Origin of the sequence: Thalassolituus sp. ST750PaO-4 (assembly GCF_020320405.1) — a bacterium.
Lineage (GTDB): Bacteria > Pseudomonadota > Gammaproteobacteria > Pseudomonadales > Oceanobacteraceae > Venatoribacter > Venatoribacter alkanivorans.
On the sequence record NZ_JABVCB010000005.1, the window covers coordinates 200,699 to 219,091 of the forward strand.

The 18,393-nt window shown below is 55.6% G+C and carries 16 protein-coding genes; 7 read left to right on the forward strand and 9 right to left on the reverse strand.

The window, feature by feature from the left end; all coding sequences use genetic code 11:
• Positions 1-31: 31 nt before the first annotated feature.
• The 5 genes from parE to HUF18_RS03355 form a co-directional block, all read right to left on the reverse strand.
• Positions 32-1,921 carry a DNA topoisomerase IV subunit B gene (gene parE / locus HUF18_RS03335; protein WP_145467743.1) on the reverse strand — a complete coding sequence of 630 codons (1,890 nt, stop codon included), beginning with the start codon at positions 1,919-1,921 and terminating at the stop codon, positions 32-34.
• 89 nt (positions 1,922-2,010) lie between these two features.
• Complete coding sequence (locus HUF18_RS03340) at positions 2,011-2,610, reverse strand: YqiA/YcfP family alpha/beta fold hydrolase (RefSeq protein ID WP_225691139.1); 600 nt, start codon at positions 2,608-2,610, stop codon at positions 2,011-2,013.
• Positions 2,611-3,417, reverse strand: coding sequence for a 3',5'-cyclic-AMP phosphodiesterase (gene cpdA, locus HUF18_RS03345; protein ID WP_145467739.1), 807 nt, complete (start codon positions 3,415-3,417; stop codon positions 2,611-2,613).
• A gap of 89 nt (positions 3,418-3,506) precedes the next feature.
• The gene (locus HUF18_RS03350; protein WP_186435835.1) at positions 3,507-3,977 is read right to left on the reverse strand and encodes a DUF1249 domain-containing protein; all 471 of its coding nucleotides are present in this window, start codon (positions 3,975-3,977) and stop codon (positions 3,507-3,509) included.
• Between the two features lie 119 nt (positions 3,978-4,096).
• Positions 4,097-4,699 carry an NUDIX domain-containing protein gene (locus HUF18_RS03355; protein ID WP_225691140.1) on the reverse strand — a complete coding sequence of 201 codons (603 nt, stop codon included), beginning with the start codon at positions 4,697-4,699 and terminating at the stop codon, positions 4,097-4,099.
• A gap of 192 nt (positions 4,700-4,891) precedes the next feature.
• Between HUF18_RS03355 and HUF18_RS03360 the strand changes: the two genes are divergently transcribed.
• The gene (locus HUF18_RS03360) at positions 4,892-6,223 is read left to right on the forward strand and encodes a TolC family outer membrane protein (protein WP_145467735.1); all 1,332 of its coding nucleotides are present in this window, start codon (positions 4,892-4,894) and stop codon (positions 6,221-6,223) included.
• Positions 6,224-6,290: 67 nt separating this feature from the next.
• Here the strand turns inward: HUF18_RS03360 and waaA are convergent, their stop codons facing one another.
• Positions 6,291-7,568, reverse strand: coding sequence for a lipid IV(A) 3-deoxy-D-manno-octulosonic acid transferase (waaA, locus tag HUF18_RS03365; protein WP_225691141.1), 1,278 nt, complete (start codon positions 7,566-7,568; stop codon positions 6,291-6,293).
• Between the two features lie 189 nt (positions 7,569-7,757).
• On the opposite strand from waaA, the gene hldE reads away from it, so the two are divergent.
• Genes hldE through lpxL form a run of 3 tightly spaced genes read left to right on the forward strand, consistent with a single transcriptional unit; the run spans position 7,758 to position 11,075 of the window.
• On the forward strand, positions 7,758-9,188 hold the full coding sequence (gene hldE / locus HUF18_RS03370; protein ID WP_145467731.1) for a bifunctional D-glycero-beta-D-manno-heptose-7-phosphate kinase/D-glycero-beta-D-manno-heptose 1-phosphate adenylyltransferase HldE: 1,431 nt from the start codon (positions 7,758-7,760) through the stop codon (positions 9,186-9,188).
• On the forward strand, positions 9,185-10,153 hold the full coding sequence (rfaD, locus tag HUF18_RS03375) for an ADP-glyceromanno-heptose 6-epimerase (RefSeq protein ID WP_225691142.1): 969 nt from the start codon (positions 9,185-9,187) through the stop codon (positions 10,151-10,153). The genes hldE and rfaD overlap by 4 nt, the downstream gene beginning before the upstream one ends.
• Positions 10,146-11,075 (forward strand): LpxL/LpxP family Kdo(2)-lipid IV(A) lauroyl/palmitoleoyl acyltransferase, encoded by a 930-nt coding sequence (gene lpxL / locus HUF18_RS03380; protein ID WP_145467727.1) that lies wholly within the window; start codon positions 10,146-10,148, stop codon positions 11,073-11,075. The genes rfaD and lpxL overlap by 8 nt, the downstream gene beginning before the upstream one ends.
• A gap of 89 nt (positions 11,076-11,164) precedes the next feature.
• On the opposite strand, the gene HUF18_RS03385 is transcribed toward lpxL, so the two are convergent.
• From HUF18_RS03385 to HUF18_RS03395, 3 genes are all read right to left on the reverse strand, one after another.
• Complete coding sequence (locus HUF18_RS03385) at positions 11,165-11,662, reverse strand: 3'-5' exonuclease (RefSeq protein WP_145467725.1); 498 nt, start codon at positions 11,660-11,662, stop codon at positions 11,165-11,167.
• 81 nt (positions 11,663-11,743) lie between these two features.
• Positions 11,744-13,516 (reverse strand): GspE/PulE family protein, encoded by a 1,773-nt coding sequence (locus tag HUF18_RS03390; RefSeq protein ID WP_225691143.1) that lies wholly within the window; start codon positions 13,514-13,516, stop codon positions 11,744-11,746.
• Positions 13,517-13,557: 41 nt separating this feature from the next.
• The gene (locus HUF18_RS03395) at positions 13,558-14,964 is read right to left on the reverse strand and encodes a CYTH domain-containing protein (RefSeq protein ID WP_225691144.1); all 1,407 of its coding nucleotides are present in this window, start codon (positions 14,962-14,964) and stop codon (positions 13,558-13,560) included.
• A gap of 93 nt (positions 14,965-15,057) precedes the next feature.
• Here HUF18_RS03395 and argE point away from each other — a divergent pair, with 93 nt between their 5' ends.
• From argE to HUF18_RS03410, 3 genes are all read left to right on the forward strand, one after another.
• The gene (gene argE / locus HUF18_RS03400; protein WP_225691145.1) at positions 15,058-16,206 is read left to right on the forward strand and encodes an acetylornithine deacetylase; all 1,149 of its coding nucleotides are present in this window, start codon (positions 15,058-15,060) and stop codon (positions 16,204-16,206) included.
• Between the two features lie 62 nt (positions 16,207-16,268).
• Positions 16,269-17,573, forward strand: a complete 1,305-nt coding sequence (gene argA, locus HUF18_RS03405) for an amino-acid N-acetyltransferase (protein WP_225691146.1) — start codon at positions 16,269-16,271, stop codon at positions 17,571-17,573.
• A gap of 13 nt (positions 17,574-17,586) precedes the next feature.
• Entirely contained in the window at positions 17,587-18,354 is a 768-nt protein-coding gene (locus HUF18_RS03410) for a spermidine synthase (protein ID WP_225691147.1), read from the forward strand.
• Positions 18,355-18,393 lie beyond the last annotated feature (39 nt).

The following is an 18,393-nucleotide window of genomic DNA, read 5'->3' on the forward strand; positions in this document are numbered from 1 at the left end:
CTCTTGTCTCCCTGCCCCGACAAAGGTGCGGTCAGGCAATTTCGGCTTCGTTGCCACGTTGTTCCAGCCAGTTTTTGCGGTCACCCGCACGCTTCTTGGCCAGCAACATGTCCATCATTTCGTTGGTGCCATCACCCGGCTCCAGACCCAGTTGCACCAGACGACGGGTGTTCGGGTCCATCGTGGTTTCGCGCAGCTGCAGCGGGTTCATTTCACCCAGACCTTTAAAGCGCTGTACGTTCACTTTACCGCGTTTGTTTTCCGCTTTGATACGTTCCAGTACGCCCTGCTTCTCACCTTCATCAAGGGCGTAATAAACGTCTTTGCCGATATCGATACGATACAACGGCGGCATAGCGACATACACATGCCCTTCGGCCACCAGCTTGCGGAAGTGGCGGACAAACAGCGCACACAACAGAGTAGCAATATGCAGGCCGTCGGAGTCGGCATCGGCGAGAATACAGATCTTGCCATAACGCAGGCCGGATAAATCATCTGAGCCCGGATCGATGCCCAGTGCGACGGCAATATCGTGCACTTCCTGCGACGCCAGAATCTCGTTGGAGTCTACTTCCCAGGTGTTCAGGATTTTACCGCGCAGCGGCATGATGGCCTGAAACTCACGGTCGCGGGCCTGTTTGGCCGAACCGCCGGCCGAGTCCCCTTCCACCAGAAAGAGTTCGGTACGCTCGCCGTCCTGACCGGTACAGTCCGCCAGCTTGCCTGGCAGCGCCGGGCCCTGGGTAATCTTCTTACGGGCAACGGTCTTGGATTTACGCAGACGGGTCTGGGCACTGTAAATCGCCATTTCCGCCAGCTGTTCTGCTTCGCCGGTATGCTCGTTCAGCCACAGCGCGAAGGCGTCTTTCACCACGCCGGAGATAAAGGCCGATGCCTCACGCGACGACAGACGCTCTTTGGTCTGGCCGGCAAACTGCGGATCAGCAAGCTTGGCTGACAGCACATAAGAGCAGCGCTCCCACAGATCGTCCGGAGTCAGTTTGATGCCGCGTGGCAGCAGGTTGCGGAACTCACAGAACTCGCGCAGCGCATCCAGCAGACCGGAACGGAAACCATTCACGTGGGTGCCGCCCTGAGCCGTCGGAATCAGGTTGACGTAACTTTCCTGCAACAGCTCACCACCTTCCGGCTGCCAGTGTACAGCCCAGTCAACGCCTTCGGTGGTGCCGGTCATAGAGCCAACAAAAGGCTCAGCCGGCAGCACTTCATAACCGGTGCTGTGAACTTTCAGATAATCTTTCAGGCCGTCTTCGTAATACCACTCGGCACTGTCTTCGGCATTCGGCGCGTTGAATTTAATGCGCAGGCCCGGACACAAAACCGCTTTGGCGCGCAGCACGTGCTTTAAACGCGGCACCGAAAAACGCGGGGAATCGAAATACTTAGGGTCCGGCAGGAAACGTACACTGGTGCCGGTTTTCTTCTTCGCACAGGTTTCCACCACCTGCAGGTCGAGGGCTTTGTAGCCATCTTTGAAGCCGATGCGGTGTACCTGGCCATCACGCCAGATGGTGACTTCCAGCACCTGCGACAGAGCGTTAACCACCGACACACCCACACCGTGCAGACCGCCGGAGAACTGATAGTTGTCGTTGGAGAACTTACCACCGGCATGCAGCTGGCTGAGAATCAGCTCAACCCCGGAGACGCCATGCTCAGGGTGAATATCGGTTGGCATACCACGGCCATCATCGAGAACGGTCATCGAACCGTCGCCGTGCAGCGTGACTTCAATGGTCGTGGCGTGTCCGGCCAGAGCCTCATCCACCGAGTTGTCGATCACTTCCTGTGCCAGGTGGTTAGGACGGGTGGTATCGGTGTACATGCCCGGACGTTTACGTACCGGGTCCAGGCCGCTTAAAACCTCAATCGACGACGCTGTATATTGCTTAGACATTCAAACCTCTGGCTGCCAGCGGAAATCCATAATCAACGGCGGAGTATAACGGGAAGGCAGTGGGAAGTCAGAGGGGCACTTCTAATAATTCAGCAATGAAAACAGGCGGCAAAGGCCAGCAACATCGGCATGCGTTCGATAAAGCGCTCAAAACTGTGGTTGCCACCGCCTTCCAGCCAGGCCGGACTGTTGCGGTAGAGCTCTGCGGCCAGACGGTAATCGAGGGTTTCGTCGCCTGTCTGCAACAGCAGTAACAGTCGTTCAGGGTGCTGAATCTGCGCACAATCGAGCGCCCGTAACTGCCCGATATGCTCATGGGTCAGCTCATGCACTTCGCCGCTGTAGTAATGGGTGTTTGGCCCCAGATAATGTTCAAACAGATCGAACGGCCGTACCGCCGGATTCACCAGCACCGCCGGCACACCTTCGGTTTCGGCCAGATGGGTAGCGTAAAACCCGCCAAGTGAACTGCCGATGATATACACCTGAGCGAAGTTTTGCTGCAGCCGCTTAAGCTCAGCACGGGCCAGTTCAATGGCATCGGCCGGTGCAAACGGCAGCGTCGGTATAACCAGTTGTTGCGGTGTCAGATGGGTTTCATAAAAACGCAGGAGTTGCTGCGCTTTCAGGGATTGCGGGGAACTGAGAAAGCCGTGCAGATACAGACAGCCAATAGAGGGAGAATACAATCAGTAGCCTTTTACCGAGTAATCGATTTCAAATTCAATGCCCTCAACACGGCTGACGCCGGTATCGATTGAGCCATCGGCATGCAGATCCAGCCAGCGGTAACCGGGAGCCAGAGTATCCACCGAAAACTCTTCGGACTTCGGCGTAAACTGCACGCAGGTTGAAGGCGTTGACATATAACGCACGCCATCAATCATCTGGTCGCTTTCCTGATGCACATGCCCCCAGAGCACACAGCGCACATTACTGTGACGACGGATAACGGCCAGCACCTCATCGGCATTTTTCACACCGATGCGGTCAATCCAGCGGCTGCCCATCGGCAGTGGGTGATGATGAAAGCTGACCAGAGAATGCAGATCGGGACGTTCACTCAGGGCGCGCTCAAGCAACTCCAGCTGATCCGGAGCCAGACGGCCATATACAGAACCTTCGACCTGTGAGTTCAGCAGAATCAGCTGCCAGTGTTTACTGCGTACGATGCGCTGCAGGTGTTCTGTGTCTTCGGCGACTTCCTGCATGCTGGCGGGTACATCATGATTGCCTTCAAACCAGAAGACCGGGCAGGCAAAGGGCTGCAGAGCATTATGCAGATGCTGATAAGCGCGTACGCTGCCATCCTGAGCCAGATCGCCGGTGACAATAATAGTATCGATGTCGGGACGTTCCTGACGCACAATATCAAGCACACAGTGCATGCTGTGCAGCGTTTTCATACCGAGCAAATGACCCTCTTCGGGGCCATTCAGGTGGGTGTCGGTAATCTGTACCAGCCGCAGCGTATTTTCCGTATCCAGTGAATACAAACTGCACCCCTGTCCCTAGTTGTTTTTGTCAGTTTCCAACTTTATCGGCAAATGCGCAAATCAACCGGAATGAAGTTCACAATAAACCTTCATCTGACAGGTAATATGCGGTCCGCAAGCACGATAGGCTGAATGGTCTGACCGTATTTTAAACAGTGATCCAGCCATTCCGCCAGAAAACGATTCAGTTGCACTTTTTCGTCCGGCATACGCATCGCCGGATTGGGATAGGTATAACGCCCATCAAAACGCTGCTGGTTCTGATAACTGAGCACTTCGGCCATGCTGGCATCGTGATACAACCGTACCTGCATCGACAACGGCTGTAACCATTCCGGACTGAGACCTTCCTGTGTCACCGACACCATGGTGGTATAACGGTGATCTTCATCCACACACAGCCGTACCCGCGCACTGTGCAGGTCGTTACTGAGCTGGAAGACGCGTTCTTCCCCGACTTCTGCGCCTGTCAGAAGCTTGAGCAAGCGCAAGTAGTTGGCTTCACACAGTGCCGCCATTTCCTGCAGATCGGGAACATAACGCTGACGTTTTTTAAGCAATCACTTTCTCCTTACCGGTGCGCATCTTCTGAACCGGTGTTCAAACTCAGCGCAGCCTAGCGAATCCGCTCAGGCGCCGCCAGTATCAGAATAAATGAGGCTAACACGGCGCCTGACTATTACTTTTTCTGCAGCAACTGCAGGTGATGAATATACAGCCACTGCAGCGCCATGATGGTCGCGGCATTGTTGATGCGGCCATTTTCCACCGCCGCATAGGCCTCGCTGAAGCTCATTCTGGCCAACCGGATATCTTCATTTTCGTCCGCCAGACCGTGAATTCCACCAACACCTTCGCTGTCGATCAACGCACAGTACAGTTGTACCCGCTCGCTGGTGCCGCCGGGGGATACCCAGTAGTTACAGATTGGCAGTAACTCATTAAAGCTGCAGCCTGCTTCTTCTTCCGTTTCGCGCCGTGCTACTTCAGCATAGCTCTCGCCCGGCTCGACCATGCCGGCAACCAGTTCCAGCAACCATGGCGAGTGCTCATCAGCCAGCGCGCCGATACGGAACTGTTCCGTCAGCACCACACAATCACGCTGCGGATCAAACAACAACACACACACCGCTTCACCACGTTCAAACAGCTCACGCTCGAAATAGCCGCTCCAGCCACCGGTAAACATGCGGTGACGCAGGCGGATTTTTTCTATACGAAAAAAACCATTAAAAGCCACATCACGCGCTGCCACTTCAACATCATTCCGATCAAACGCCACATGACTTCCTGCCATACTTGACCTACCTATATTACTGAATAAGAATATTGCCTGCTTCTGCCATTCCGGCACATCAGGCCGCTGCACGCTGTGTTCTTATTTATGGAACAATCAGCACCATTTTTGCCGGATTTTTTCTGTTAGAATCCGGCAGGACTCAACGAATTCATACCCGCTGCGAAAGGCACCTCTATGAAAAAACTGCTCTCTCTGACGATTGCACTGTTAGCTTCCGGCGCTGCAAATGCGGCGGACCTTAGCACCATCTACCAGCAGGCGGCCAGCAACGACGCGGAAATTGCCGCAGCCCGTGCGATCCGCGAAGCCAACAGCTACAACGTCACTATTGCCCGCGGTGCCCTGCTGCCCCAGGCCCAGATTTCTTACAGCCATACCAGTGTCAGCTCTGAAGCCGAATCTCTCAATCTGGCCAATGGCGGCTACGTTAAAACCAATAAAGATTATGACCTTGGCAGCCTGGAAGTAACCGCTTCCCAGACCCTGTTTAATCTGAACAGCTGGTACACCTATCAGGCCGCTGTCAGTGGCGATGATGCTGCCGGTCTGGAGCTGCAACTGGCGGAACAGCAACTGCTGTTACGCACCGCTCAGGCATACTTCAATGTACTGCGCGCTCAGGACAATCTGTCGACTGCTCAGGCTGAAGAAAAAGCCGTTAAACGCTCACTGGAACAAACCAAACAGCGCTTTGAAGTGGGTCTGATTGCCATCACCGATGTACACGAAGCTCAGGCCGGTTACGACCTGTCTTACGTGAACCTGCTGGGTCAGGAAGCGGCACTGGATATCAGTTACGAAGCTCTGGAACAGCTCACCGGCCAGCGCTTTGAAGATGTATCCCCGCTGAAGGCCGACGTTGCGATGGAAATGCCACAGCCAGCGAACGCCGCTGACTGGGTACAGTCTGGTCTGGATAAGTACGCCGGTGTACTGATCGCCGAAGCGAGCAAAGACGGTGTACGTCTGCAGCGTAATGCCGCACGCTCCAACCACCTGCCAAACGTCAGTCTGTTCGGTAGCTACACCGATGCCGATCAGGCACCTTTTACCGGTGACGATCCGACCGACAGCACTGTTACGGCGATCGGCGTGAAGATCTCCATGCCGCTGCTGGCCGGTGGTTCGCTCTATGGTCAGAGCAAACAGTCTGCCCTGAACTACGCCGCCGCCGATTATCAGCTGGAAAAACAGCGTCGCGATGTTAAGCAGAATATCCGCAGCCTGTTCCGCCAGGTACAGACCGATACGCTGAATATCAAAGCCCGTAAGCAGGCTATTACCTCAGCCCAGAGTGCTCTGGAAGCGACCCAGACCGGCTATAAAGTGGGAACCCGTAACATCGTTGAAGTACTGAACGCGCAGAAAAACCTGTTCAGCGCCCAGCGTGACTACGCCAACGCCCGTTACGATTACATCATCAATCTGCTGAGCCTGAAGTTCTACGCCGGCACCCTGAACGAAGGCGATATCCAGACGCTGAACAGCTGGCTGGCCAGCGCTTAATTCTGCGTACTACAGACAATAAAAAACCCGCCACGGCGGGTTTTTTATTGTCTGTTGTCTGCTCAGCTTACAGCTTCAGATGCGCCCCGCAGAGTTCGGTCAGGCGCTTCACCGCACCGCGGTTGGCATCGACCGCTGCCTGTCCGGCAGCGCCCATACGGCTGCGCAGATCGGTATCTCTCAGATAACTCTGCAACTGCACCAGTAACTCATCTGCCTGATCGCTGACCAGCGCCAGCGCGCCGGCATTCTGCAGGTTATCGACGATCACCGCGAAGTTCATATGGTGCGGGCCAATCAGGGTGGCTTTACCCAGCGCCGCCGGCTCAATCGGGTTATGACCGCCGTGGGCAATCAGACTGCCACCGACCAGCACCAGATCGGCAGCGGCTAACAGCTGCAGCATCTCGCCCATGGTGTCGGCAACGTAAACCTGCGTTTGCTCAGAGGCACTGCCGCTGCTGCCGCTGCTGCGGCGCTGCACCCGCAAGCCACGGCTGCGTACCGCATTGGTTACGGCTTCAAAACGTTCCGGATGACGCGGAATCAACAGCAACAGCAACTCCGGGCAAACGGTCTGCAAACGCGGATACAGATCAAGCAGCAGCTCATCTTCACCGGCATGGCTGGAGGCCAGCGCCAGCACCGGACGCTCAGAGCCCCACTGTTCACGCAATGCCGCCCCCTGTACCGGCACCATCGGCGGTACATCCATATCGAATTTAACACTGCCGGTTACTTCCAGCCGCTCTGACGGCAGACCGAGATCGAGAAAGCGCTGGCCATCGGCGGCATTCTGTACCGCTACCGTCGTCAGGCGCTGCAGCATCGGTTGGGTCAGTGCGGCAAATTTTTCATAACCACGGGCTGATTTTTCTGACAGCCGGGCATTGGCCAGCATCACCGGAATACGGCGCTGCTCGCAGCAGGCCAGCAGGTTAGGCCAGAGTTCAGTTTCCATCACCACCAGCAAACCGGGACGCAGGGCATTGAGAAAGTTACGCCAGAACCAGGGCAGATCGTAAGGCAGATACATATGGTAAACACCGGCACCAAACAGGCGCTGAACCTGCTCCGACCCCGTTGGGGTTGTGGTGGTGACAATCACCGGAATATTCGGGTGACGCATCTGAAAGGACTTAACCAGAGGTGCCGCCGCCAGCGTTTCCCCCACCGATACCGCATGAATCCACAGACCATTGGCCGGCGGACGATGCGGCAGAATACCGAAACGCTCACGCAGACGCTGGCGATATCCCGGATTCAGCCGGCCACGCCACCACAGGCGCAACACCAGCACGGGCAGTAAGAAAGCGTACAACAGAGAATAAAAAAAACGCGCCACAGAACTCCCGCCGTTAACCCGGATCAAAGCGCGGCATCATACCACAGGCTGACTTCCCGGCAGTGACTGGCGCAATTTAAGACATACAAAACCGTGAGACAGCATAAGCAAGGAGTAGCACACCGCCGCCTGGCTCTATGTTAAACTCCCCGCTCATTTTTCTGACAGCTGCAGACGTGTAAAACCACTATGGATGTAACCGTTCCCGATTTTCATCAGGCCCGCGTGCTGGTGTTTGGCGATGTAATGCTCGACCGCTACTGGCAGGGCCCGACATCTCGTATCTCGCCGGAGGCACCGGTTCCCGTAGTAAAGATTCAGGATGTGGAAAACCGCGCCGGCGGTGCCGGTAACGTTGCCCTGAACATTGCCACCTTAGGCGCCGGTGTCGATCTGCTGGGCATTACCGGTAACGACGAAAACGGCAAAGCGCTGGCCGCCATGCTGGAACTGGCCAATGTGAACTGCAGCTTCCTTGAACACCCGAGTCACCCGACCATCACCAAATTACGGATTATGAGCCGCCACCAGCAGCTGATCCGTCTCGACTTTGAAGAAGCCTTCGACGCCACCGATCTCAGCAATCTGTACACCGACTTCGATCAGCGTCTGGCCGCCGCCAACGTCGTGATTCTGTCCGACTACGGCAAAGGCGCACTGAGCAATCCGCAGGGCCTGATCAACGCCGCGCGGAAAATTTCTGTCCCGGTTCTGGTCGATCCCAAGGGCACCGACTTTGAGCGCTACCGCGGCGCTACCCTGATCACGCCGAATCTGAGCGAGTTCGAGGCCGTGGTCGGCCCTGCCGCCGACGATGACACCCTGGTTACCAAGGCCCGGAAACTGATCAGTGATTACGACCTGCAGGCCATTCTGGTGACCCGCAGCGAAAAAGGCATGACCCTGGTACAGCGCGAACAGGAACCTTTCCACCTGCCGGCGCGGGCGCGTGAGGTTTACGATGTCACCGGTGCCGGCGACACCGTAATCTCCGTACTGGCCGCCGCACTGGCCGCCGGCCAACCGCTGGAAAAAGCCACCGTGCTGGCCAATACCGCTGCCGGTATCGTGGTTGGCAAGCTGGGTACCGCCACGGTAACCACGGAAGAATTACGCCGCGACCTGCGCAGCGAAAACCGTCTTGGTGCCGGTATTTTCGACGAAGACAGCCTGCAATTACTGGTAGAGGAAGCCCGCAGCCGTGGCGAAACTCTGGTGATGACCAACGGCTGTTTCGACATTATTCACCCCGGCCATGTGCAGTATTTAAAAGAAGCCAAAGCGCTGGGCGACCGTTTACTGGTAGCGGTGAATTCCGATGAATCCGTCAGCCGCTTAAAAGGCCCGACCCGGCCGATTAATCCGCTCGACCACCGTATGGCCGTACTGGCCGGACTGGAAAGTGTCGACTGGGTTGTGCCCTTCGCCGAAGATACCCCGGAGCGTTTAATCTGCCGTATTCTGCCGGATATTCTGGTGAAAGGCGGCGACTACACCATCGAGCAGATTGCCGGTGGTCAGTGTGTACAGAACAACGGCGGCGACGTAATTATTCTGAGCTTTAAAGACAACTGCTCAACGTCCGCGATTGTGAAAAAAATTCAGGAGACCGAAGCATGATTATCGTAACCGGCGGCGCCGGCTTTATTGGCAGCAACATCGTGAAAACCCTGAACGAACAGGGCCGTAAAGACATTATCGTGGTCGATGACCTGAGCGATGGTAAAAAGTTTTACAACATCTGCGACTGCGATATCGCCGACTATCTGGATAAAGACGATTTCCTGCAACGGGTAAAAAATAACGACGGCATCCTTGATAACGTCGAAGTGATTTTCCACGAAGGCGCCTGCTCCTCCACCACCGAGTGGGACGGCAAATTCATGATGGAGAATAACTACGAATATTCCAAAGTGCTGCTGCACGCCTGTCAGGCTAAAGGCATTGCCTTTTTATACGCCTCCAGCGCTTCCGTTTACGGCGGCAGCGATGTGTTTAAAGAAGAACGCAGCCACGAAAAACCGCTGAATGTTTACGGCTACAGCAAATGGCAGTTCGATCAGTATGTGCGTTCCATTCAGCACACGCTGACCAGCCAGGTCGTCGGTTTCCGTTATTTCAATGTGTACGGCCCGCGCGAGCAGCATAAAGGCTCGATGTCATCGGTGGCTTTCCACTTTAATAACCAGCTGAAAGACAATGGCGTGTGCAAACTGTTCGGCGGCAGCGGTGGTTATGGTGATGGTGAACAGCGCCGCGATTTTGTCTTTGTCGGCGATGTGGTGAAAGTGAACCTGTGGTTCTGGGCCAACCCGGATAAGAGCGGTATTTTCAACCTGGGTACCGGCCAGTGCCAGAGCTTTAACGACGTCGCCGATGCCGTTATTAAATGGCACAGCGAGCGCCCGGCGGCAGAACAAATCAACGGCAGAAAAGAATACGTTCCTTTCCCGGATCATTTAAAAGGCGCCTACCAGAGCTTTACCGAAGCGGATATCAGCGCCCTGCGCGCGGCCGGTTACAGCGCTGATTTCGCGACCGTAGAACAGGGTGTGTTCAGCTATATGGACTGGTTAAATGGCTGAGCAGCATTTCCCTAAAGCACTGTTAAAACCGCAACACTGGCCGGTCTGGCTGCTGGTCGGACTGATGGTATGCATTACCCGCCTGCCGTTTGCCGTACAGTTGCGTATCGGCAAAGGTATTGGACTGCTGCTGCATAAAGCAGCCAGAAACCGGCGTAATATTGTCGAGGTCAATATCCGTCTGTGTTTCCCGGAGAAATCTGCGCAAGAACAGCGCGCTCTGGTACGTCAGGTGTTTATCGACAACGGTATCGGCATCATGGAAACCATGATCGCCTGGTTCCGTAAACCGGATTATCTGGTCAACAGAACCACCTTTGTCGGACTGGAAAAAGTAGCCGCTGCCCAGGCGGAAGGACGCGGCATTATGCTGCTCGGCGCACACTACTCCATGCTTGATCTGGCGGGCACGCTGCTCAGTAATAAACTGACCTTTAACGTCAGCTACCGGCCGCAGAATAACCTGGTGATGAATTATCTGATGGAGCAGAACCGTGGCCGTCTGTATAAGCATTGCTTTACCCGCAAAGATATCCGCGGTTTTATCCGCACCCTGAAACAGGGCGATATTCTCTGGTATGCGCAGGATCAGGATTTTGGCCGTAAAAACAGTGTCTTTGTCAATTTTTTTGGCGTACCTGCAGCCACCATTACGGCAACGTCACGCATCGCCAAAGCCGGTAATGCACTGGTGATGCCTATCACCTATTTCCGCAACGACGATAACCGTGGTTACACCATGACCATTCATGATCCGTTGCCGATTCCCGGTGAAGACGACAGCGCCGACGCCCGTATGGCCAATGCTTTCCTTGAAGAGCAACTGCGCCAGCATCCGAGCCAGTATTTATGGCTGCACCAGCGCTTTAAAACCCGCCCGGACGCGAAAGAGAAAAAAGGGATGCTGTACCGTTCGAATTGAGCAGAACCAAGCAGCGGCGTTAACCATAAAAAAACGAGCCACCAGGGCTCGTTTTTTTATGGGCGGCTGATGCCGGATCGCAACGACCGTTAAACCGTACTGGCAGTTACCCGCAAAAAGGTTTCCTGCAGTACCTGCACATCATTAGCCGCACGGTGGCGCTCAATATTCATGGTATGCCAGAGGGATTTTTTGGTGTCGTGCCAGGCTTCCATCTGCTCCGGCGTCAGTAGTTTATTAATGGTCTCAATACGGAAACGCTGCACCAGTTCGGCTTCGTCAAACAGGCGTCCCATCCACGAGCTGTCAAAGCTCCAGGCATCGGAATAGAGGGTTTTGCCGCGCAGAATTTCGTTCATCTTCAGCGCGACTTCGCGCGGGGTCATGCCTTCTTCCTGCAGCTGTTCACGCGAGATACCGTGAATCAGCTCAGCTTCCACACTCCAGTGCAGCCAGGTCGGTGCCGGCTTGATCAGAAAGCTGTGTACCATGCGGTCTTCCAGCGCAAAGCCCACCTCAATCGGATAGCTGCCCCGTCCGAAACCGGAGGCCTCAAGGTCGATAATGGGCGGTACGCTGATATCCACGAGGGCATTTCCTTACTGTTCTTATTTAAACATTCATTCTAGTCGCTGCAACGCCGGCTCTCTATGTACCGGCTAACACTTTTACGACTGCATTCTCGACAAAGGTGCCACACGCATCACTTCTGCGACCGTGGTCATGCCTGCGGCGACCTTATGTGCACCGCTTAAGCGCAGGCTGTGCATACCTTCTTTCATTGCCGCCTGACGCAGTTTGATATGATCCATCTGGTCGTTGATCATCATTTCCAGATTCTCGGTCATAGGCATCACTTCATAAATACCCATCCGCCCCATATAACCGGTGCCGCGGCATTCGAGGCATCCTTTGGCGGCATACACATGCTCTGGCGTTTTCACCAGCCAGGGAGCCGTCAGCTGCTTCCAGGCGTGCTCATCGACTTTTTCTTTCATCTTGCAGTGCGGGCATAACGTCCGCACCAGACGCTGCGCCATCACGCCCAGTACGCTGGAACGGATTAAATACGCCGGCAGCCCCAGCTCCATTAAACGGGTAAAGGCCGAGGGGGCATCATTGGTGTGCAGGGTAGAGAGAACCAGATGGCCGGTTAATGCCGCCTGAACGGCAATTTCGGCCGTCTCAAGGTCACGCACCTCACCGACCATGATGATGTCAGGGTCCTGACGAAGTAAGGCGCGCACGCCACTGGCGAAGGTCAGGTCGATGCCGGGGTGTACCTGCATCTGGTTAAACGCCGGCTCCACCATTTCGATCGGGTCTTCGATGGTGGACACATTCACTTCCGGCGTCGCCAGCTGTTTCAGGGTGGAATACAGCGTGGTGGTTTTACCGGAACCGGTCGGCCCGGTAACAAAAATGATGCCGTGGTTGTTGCGCGTCATTTCCGCCCAGCGGCGGTTGTCTTCTTTGCTAAAACCCAGCTCAGAGAAACTGCGCACCAGCACCTGCGGATCAAATACCCGCATCACCAGTTTTTCGCCAAAGGCGGTCGGCAGCGTCGATAAACGCAGCTCCACTTCCTGACCGGACGGGGTTTTGGTTTTTAAGCGGCTGTCCTGGGGTTTGCGCTTTTCGGCGATGTTCATCCGCCCCAGCGATTTGATCCGCGCCACCACTGCCATCGCAACCTGCGCCGGCAGTTCATAAACATTGTGCAGCACGCCATCGATTCGGAAGCGCACATGGCCGACTTCGCGCCGTGGCTCGAGGTGAATATCGCTGGCGCGCTGATCGAAAGCGTACTGCAGTAACCAGTCAACGATATTGACGATGTGCTCGTCGTTGGCATCCGGCGCGCGGGCTTTGCCCAGCTCCAGCATGGACTCCAGATTCTGCACCACGCTGGCGCCTTTATGGCTCTGGCGGGCACGGTTGACCGAGTTAGCCAGCTGATAGAACTCTACGCGGTAACGTTCGATATCACTGGGCGCGGCCAGCACACGTTTCACCTGACGACGGGTCACGTGTTCAACGTCGGCAATCCAGCTGTCCACTTCCGGCTCGGCACAGGCGACCACCACGGTATCGGTGCTGACTTTCACCGCCAGAATACGGTGACGCTCAGCAAAGGCGTAAGACATCACATCGGTCACCGCCGACACGTCCACTTCCAGCGGATCAATCTGCACGGCTTCCATTTTATGGCGCTCGGCCAGCCAGTCGATCAGCAGATGCTCATTCAACACCCGGCCTTTATGGCGGGCGTCGGCAAAATTCTGTTTACCCAGCAGGGTGAGGACATGCAGGCTTTTCTCTTCCGGCTTACGACGGATGCTCAGCGCCAGCTGATGATCTTCGTCGTTGAGCAGCTGGTCGCGGCGCAGATCTTCAATCAGCGATGGTAATGAGAGTTGGCGTTCCGCCTGAGCCTGCATGTGTCATTCCCCAATCCGTGTATGTTCTCTGCGCAGCCGCCTCAGAGTTGCCTGGCCAGATGCTGCAGATGCTCTTCTGCCCAGCCGCTGTAGTCATCAGCTGTGCGCTGCTCAGCACCGGCAGCCGGGTTCAGCGGCGGCAGGGGCCAGGGTCTTTGTAACAAAGTTTCTGCGTTAAGCATATCAGACAGCGCGCGCCACACTGTTTCGCCGGGCGCATTTACCTGCGGCAATGCACGGCCATAATCACAGGCCATGCACAGCAGAGCCAGCTCGTGTGCCATACCACGCCACTGCTCGGTCGACTGTGGCCGCTGTCGCTTAAGCTGTTCCAGCAATGGCTGATGCTGACGCAGTAAATGACGCAGCCAGTGGCCGGCCTGCTCGCTGCCTTCTTTTAACGGCGGCAACGCATACAACGCCGCCGCTGCCTGTGTCAGCGCTTTGGCCAGCACGGCGTTTTCGCGCAGCTGTTGCAGGCGCTCCATCCAGACCGCCTGCAACGTGTTTAGTTCTTCGTGTACGTCACTTTCTTCATCGGCAGAGCGCAGATAGCTGAGCAGCTGGGCCGTAGCCGCCAGTTGCTGCAATGGCTGTTGCAGCTGGTCCAGCGCATCGCGCAGGGCGCGGGTCTGATTACGGCGGATCACTTTACCGGCCAGCTGCGGCAGGGCTCGCAGCGCCTGCCAGTGGATCCAGGCATCCAGTGCTGCGTGGATATTGCGGTCCCACAGACAATGCTCCAGCGCACGCTGCAGGTGTAAGAATTCATAACTCAGCCACTGCGGCAGTGCGGTGGCCATATCGTCTGCGGCGCTCACGCCCGGCGTCTGTGCCCAGGGCTGACTGAGGCGCGCCAGACGGTAGCCACGTTCGGCTTTGCTGATATCACTCAGCCAGAGTGGCGCCTGTTCAGCCAGCTGCAGGGCCATTGCCCACAAACCGGCGGCATCGCCCTGTTTTAATTCCAGCTCAACTTCGCACAACGGCAGGGTCTTGCGCCCGCTGCTCACTTCGCCCTGATCCAGCACCACTTCGGCTTCACAGCCATCCAGCTGCCACAGCCAGGCCTGGCGTTCAAAATGGGTGGTGAATATTTCGCTCAGCTCAGCAACATCGATATTGGCTGGCCAGTGCTCAGCCACTTCGGCACTCTGCAGCAGGGTACTGTCGAGCTGTGGGGAGGTTAATGGCCAGTTCCATTCACCACGCTGATGTATGCCAGCCTGGCTCTGGCCACGGGTTTTAAGCGTCTGTTCGTAGCCATCACCGTGCTGGCGGATACGCAAAGCCGCACGGGCCGACGATAACGCCGCTGCGGGCGTATCGAGGTACCAGTTTTTCAGCGTAGAATGGCTCAGAGGCCGGGCCTGAGTGTTCAGGAATTGAGTCAGCGCAGGCAAAGATTGCGGGCTGATGCGGAGCTTGAGTTCGGTTTCTTTAGTCATGGCGCTATTGTCATGAGGCGCCCCGCTATAAGCAAGCTCAGTGATGCTTTAAACACTGTTATTAACAGCGTCGTTATTTATAAAAGGCCAGTTATGGATCTGATCAGCCGTCTTACCACTCTTATTGCTCACAACAGCATCAGCTCGGTGTTGCCGGAATACGATGAAAGCAATCTGCCGGTGATCAACACTCTGGCCCAGTGGTTCAGTGAGCTGGGCTTTGCCTGCGAAATCCTGCCGCTGGAAGGCTTCCCCGGTAAAGCCAATCTGATTGCCACTTTAGGGCGTGGCGATGGTGGTCTGGTGCTCAGTGGTCATACCGATACCGTGCCCTGTAATCCGGAACGCTGGCAGTCCGACCCTTTTACCCTGACTGAACGTGACGGCCGTTTTTACGGGCTCGGCACCTGCGATATGAAAGGCTTCTTCGCTCTGGTTCTCGAAGCCCTTAAGCACTATCAGGCCAGCGACTTTAAACAGCCGCTGATTATTCTCGCCACCGCCGATGAAGAAAGCTCCATGTGCGGTGCGCGCGCGCTGGCGCAGCAGGGTAAGCCGAAAGCGCGCTATGCGGTGGTCGGTGAACCCACCAGCTTAAAACCCATCCGTATGCACAAAGGCATCATGATGGAGAGCGTGCGCTTAACCGGCAAAGCCGGGCATTCATCCAACCCGGATCTGGGCATCAACGCCCTCGATGCCATGGTGCCGGTGATGAATGAATTAATGAATCTGCGCCGTGATCTGGCCAGCCGTTATCAGAACGCACATTTTGCCGTGCAGGTGCCGACGCTCAACCTTGGCTGTATTCACGGTGGCGATAACCCCAACCGTATCTGTGGCAGCTGTGAACTGGCGTTCGATTTACGCACTCTGCCGGGTATGAGTAACGACGATCTGCGCGAAGAAATCCGCCAGCGGTTAAACCCCATTGCCGAGCAGAACCGCGTCGAGTTTTCTTTCGAGCCGTTATTTCCCGGCGTGAATTCGTTTGAAACCGCCGCCACCAGCCCACTGGTTCAGGCCGCCGAACGCTTAACCGGCCATACCAGTGCAGCGGTTAATTACGCCACTGAAGCACCTTTCTTACAGGAACTGGGCATCGACACCATTGTGCTCGGGCCGGGTAATATCGATCAGGCGCATCAGGTGGATGAATATCTGGCGCAGGATCAGATTGAACCCTGTGTGGAATTATTACGCGGCCTGATTGAGCGCTTCTGTCTGCACCCTTCTGTCTGAGCGCGGCTCATGCTTAAATCAACGCCAACATTAAAAACCTGTTTCAGGAGTGAAAAAGCCGAGTGAATCCAGATACCACCGCTTACGTGCAATGGTTCCGTCAATCATCGCCGTACATTAATGCGCACCGCGGTAAAACCTTCGTCATCATGTTCGAAGGCGATGCCATTGCGCACGACAATTTCAATCATGTGGTGCAGGACATCGCCCTGCTGACCAGTCTTGGTGTACGCCTGGTACTGGTGCATGGCGCGCGACCACAGATTGATGCGGTATTAAGCAAGCTGGATATCCAGAGTCGTTTTCACAACGATTTACGCATCACCGATGGCGAAGCCTTAAATGCCGTAAAAGCGGCGGTCGGCATGGTAAAAGCCGATGTCGAATCACGCCTGTCCATCGGCCTGCCCAACTCGCCAATGCACGGCGCACGCATCCGCGTGGTCAGCGGTAATTTCGTCACCGCCAAACCACTGGGCGTGATTGACGGTGTTGATTATCAGCACACCGGCGAGGTGCGGCGTATTGAACATCAGGCCATCAGCGAATTACTGGCACAGCGTAACGTCGTGCTGCTGTCATCGGCCGGTTACTCGCCGTCGGGTGAAATGTTTAACCTCACGGTTGAAGACGTAGCACAGCACACCGCCGTGGCACTGCGCGCCGATAAATTAATTATTATGGGCGAGCAGTCCGGATTGCTGGATGACGACGGCGAGCTGATTAAAGAATTAACCTGTATGGATCTTGAACCGCGTCTGCAGGCCTGGAAAGGCGAAGTGCGCTGCCATGCCGAAGCGGCGATAAAAAGCGTGCGTCAGGGCGTGCCGCGGGTACACCTGCTGAGTTACGCCGACGACGGTGCCCTGCTGCAGGAATTATTCTCACGCGAAGGGCGTGGCACTATGGTCACGCAATACGCCTACGATCAGCTGCGTAATGCCAGAAGCGACGATGTGGTTGGTATTCTTGAATTACTGCGTCCGCTGGAAGAGCAGGGCATTCTGGTGCGCCGTTCACGGGAATTACTGGAAAACGAAATTCAGCGTTTTTATGTGATTGAACGCGACGGCATGATCACCGCCTGTGCGGCGCTCTACCCTTACTCTGACGATAAAGCCGAACTGGCCTGTGTGGCTGTGCATGCCGATTATCGTGGTACGAATCGTGGTCAGCGTCTGCTCGAACAGATTGAGCAGGAAGCCCAGCGGCGTCATTACAAACAATTATTTGTGTTAACCACACGTACCGCCCACTGGTTTATCGAAAATGGTTTTGTCGCCGGTGCCGTCAGCGAATTACCGCAGGAGCGGCAGAAGCTGTATAACTTCCAGCGTAATTCCAAGGTATTTTTCAAATCCTTGTGAGTAATAAGCAACCGTGATTTCACTCTCTCACCTGGGGCGCGAAATTCATCGGCGTTACGATGAATTCGGCCCAATTCTGGTGTTCGACGATGGCAATAAACGCTATTTAAGTTTTGGCACCGCCGACGAACAAAGCTGTCAGCTGAAAAGTGCGCCACTGCAGTTACAGCACGAATATGCCCGTGCCATGGTCGCCGTGCTGATGCAATCCGACGCCTCGACACCACCGGCGAATATCACGCTGCTGGGAACCGGCGGCGGTACTCTGGCCAGCACACTGTTCCACTGGCTGCCGCAGGCAACGATTCAGACGGTCGATCTCCGTCAGGCAGTATTTCAGATCGCGCAGCAGTATTTTGCTCTGCCCCGTGATAAGCGTCTGAGCACCCATGTCAGCGATGCCGCCGAATTTTTACGCAACAGCGAGCAGGGACAGTGCGATTTATTAATCTGCGATCTGTATCTGGCCGATGGCCTTGATCCGCTGGTATTGCAGAGCGACTTTCTCGATTTATGCGAACGCCATTTATCGGCCCACGGCTGGCTGGTACTGAATTTATGGAAAGAACACCGCGAGCAGACAGACTGTCTGACGCAGTTAAAACAGCGTTTCCCGCAATTGCTGCAAAGCACCACCACCGATGGCAACTGGATACTCTGGGCCAGTAAATACGCGGAAATTGCCGATAAAAAAACGGCCCGCGAACGCTGCGTGCAGCGCTCCCCACTGGCCGGTTTTAATCTCTGGAGTGTGGTAAAAGGCTTTTACCGCCACCGCTGATACAGCCGCACAGCGCACTGGTGCCTACAAAGAATTACA

Bases quoted from the DNA above. Each gene is read 5' to 3' on its own strand.
- argE (WP_225691145.1), top strand. From the start codon at position 15,058: ATGGATCTGATCAGCCGTCTTACCACTCTTATTGCTCACAACAGCATC.
- rfaD (WP_225691142.1), top strand. From the start codon at position 9,185: ATGATTATCGTAACCGGCGGCGCCGGCTTTATTGGCAGCAACATCGTG.
- HUF18_RS03360 (WP_145467735.1), top strand. From the start codon at position 4,892: ATGAAAAAACTGCTCTCTCTGACGATTGCACTGTTAGCTTCCGGCGCT.
- parE (WP_145467743.1), bottom strand. From the start codon at position 1,921: ATGTCTAAGCAATATACAGCGTCGTCGATTGAGGTTTTAAGCGGCCTG.
- hldE (WP_145467731.1), top strand. From the start codon at position 7,758: ATGGATGTAACCGTTCCCGATTTTCATCAGGCCCGCGTGCTGGTGTTT.
- lpxL (WP_145467727.1), top strand. From the start codon at position 10,146: ATGGCTGAGCAGCATTTCCCTAAAGCACTGTTAAAACCGCAACACTGG.
- HUF18_RS03395 (WP_225691144.1), bottom strand. From the start codon at position 14,964: ATGACTAAAGAAACCGAACTCAAGCTCCGCATCAGCCCGCAATCTTTG.
- HUF18_RS03390 (WP_225691143.1), bottom strand. From the start codon at position 13,516: ATGCAGGCTCAGGCGGAACGCCAACTCTCATTACCATCGCTGATTGAA.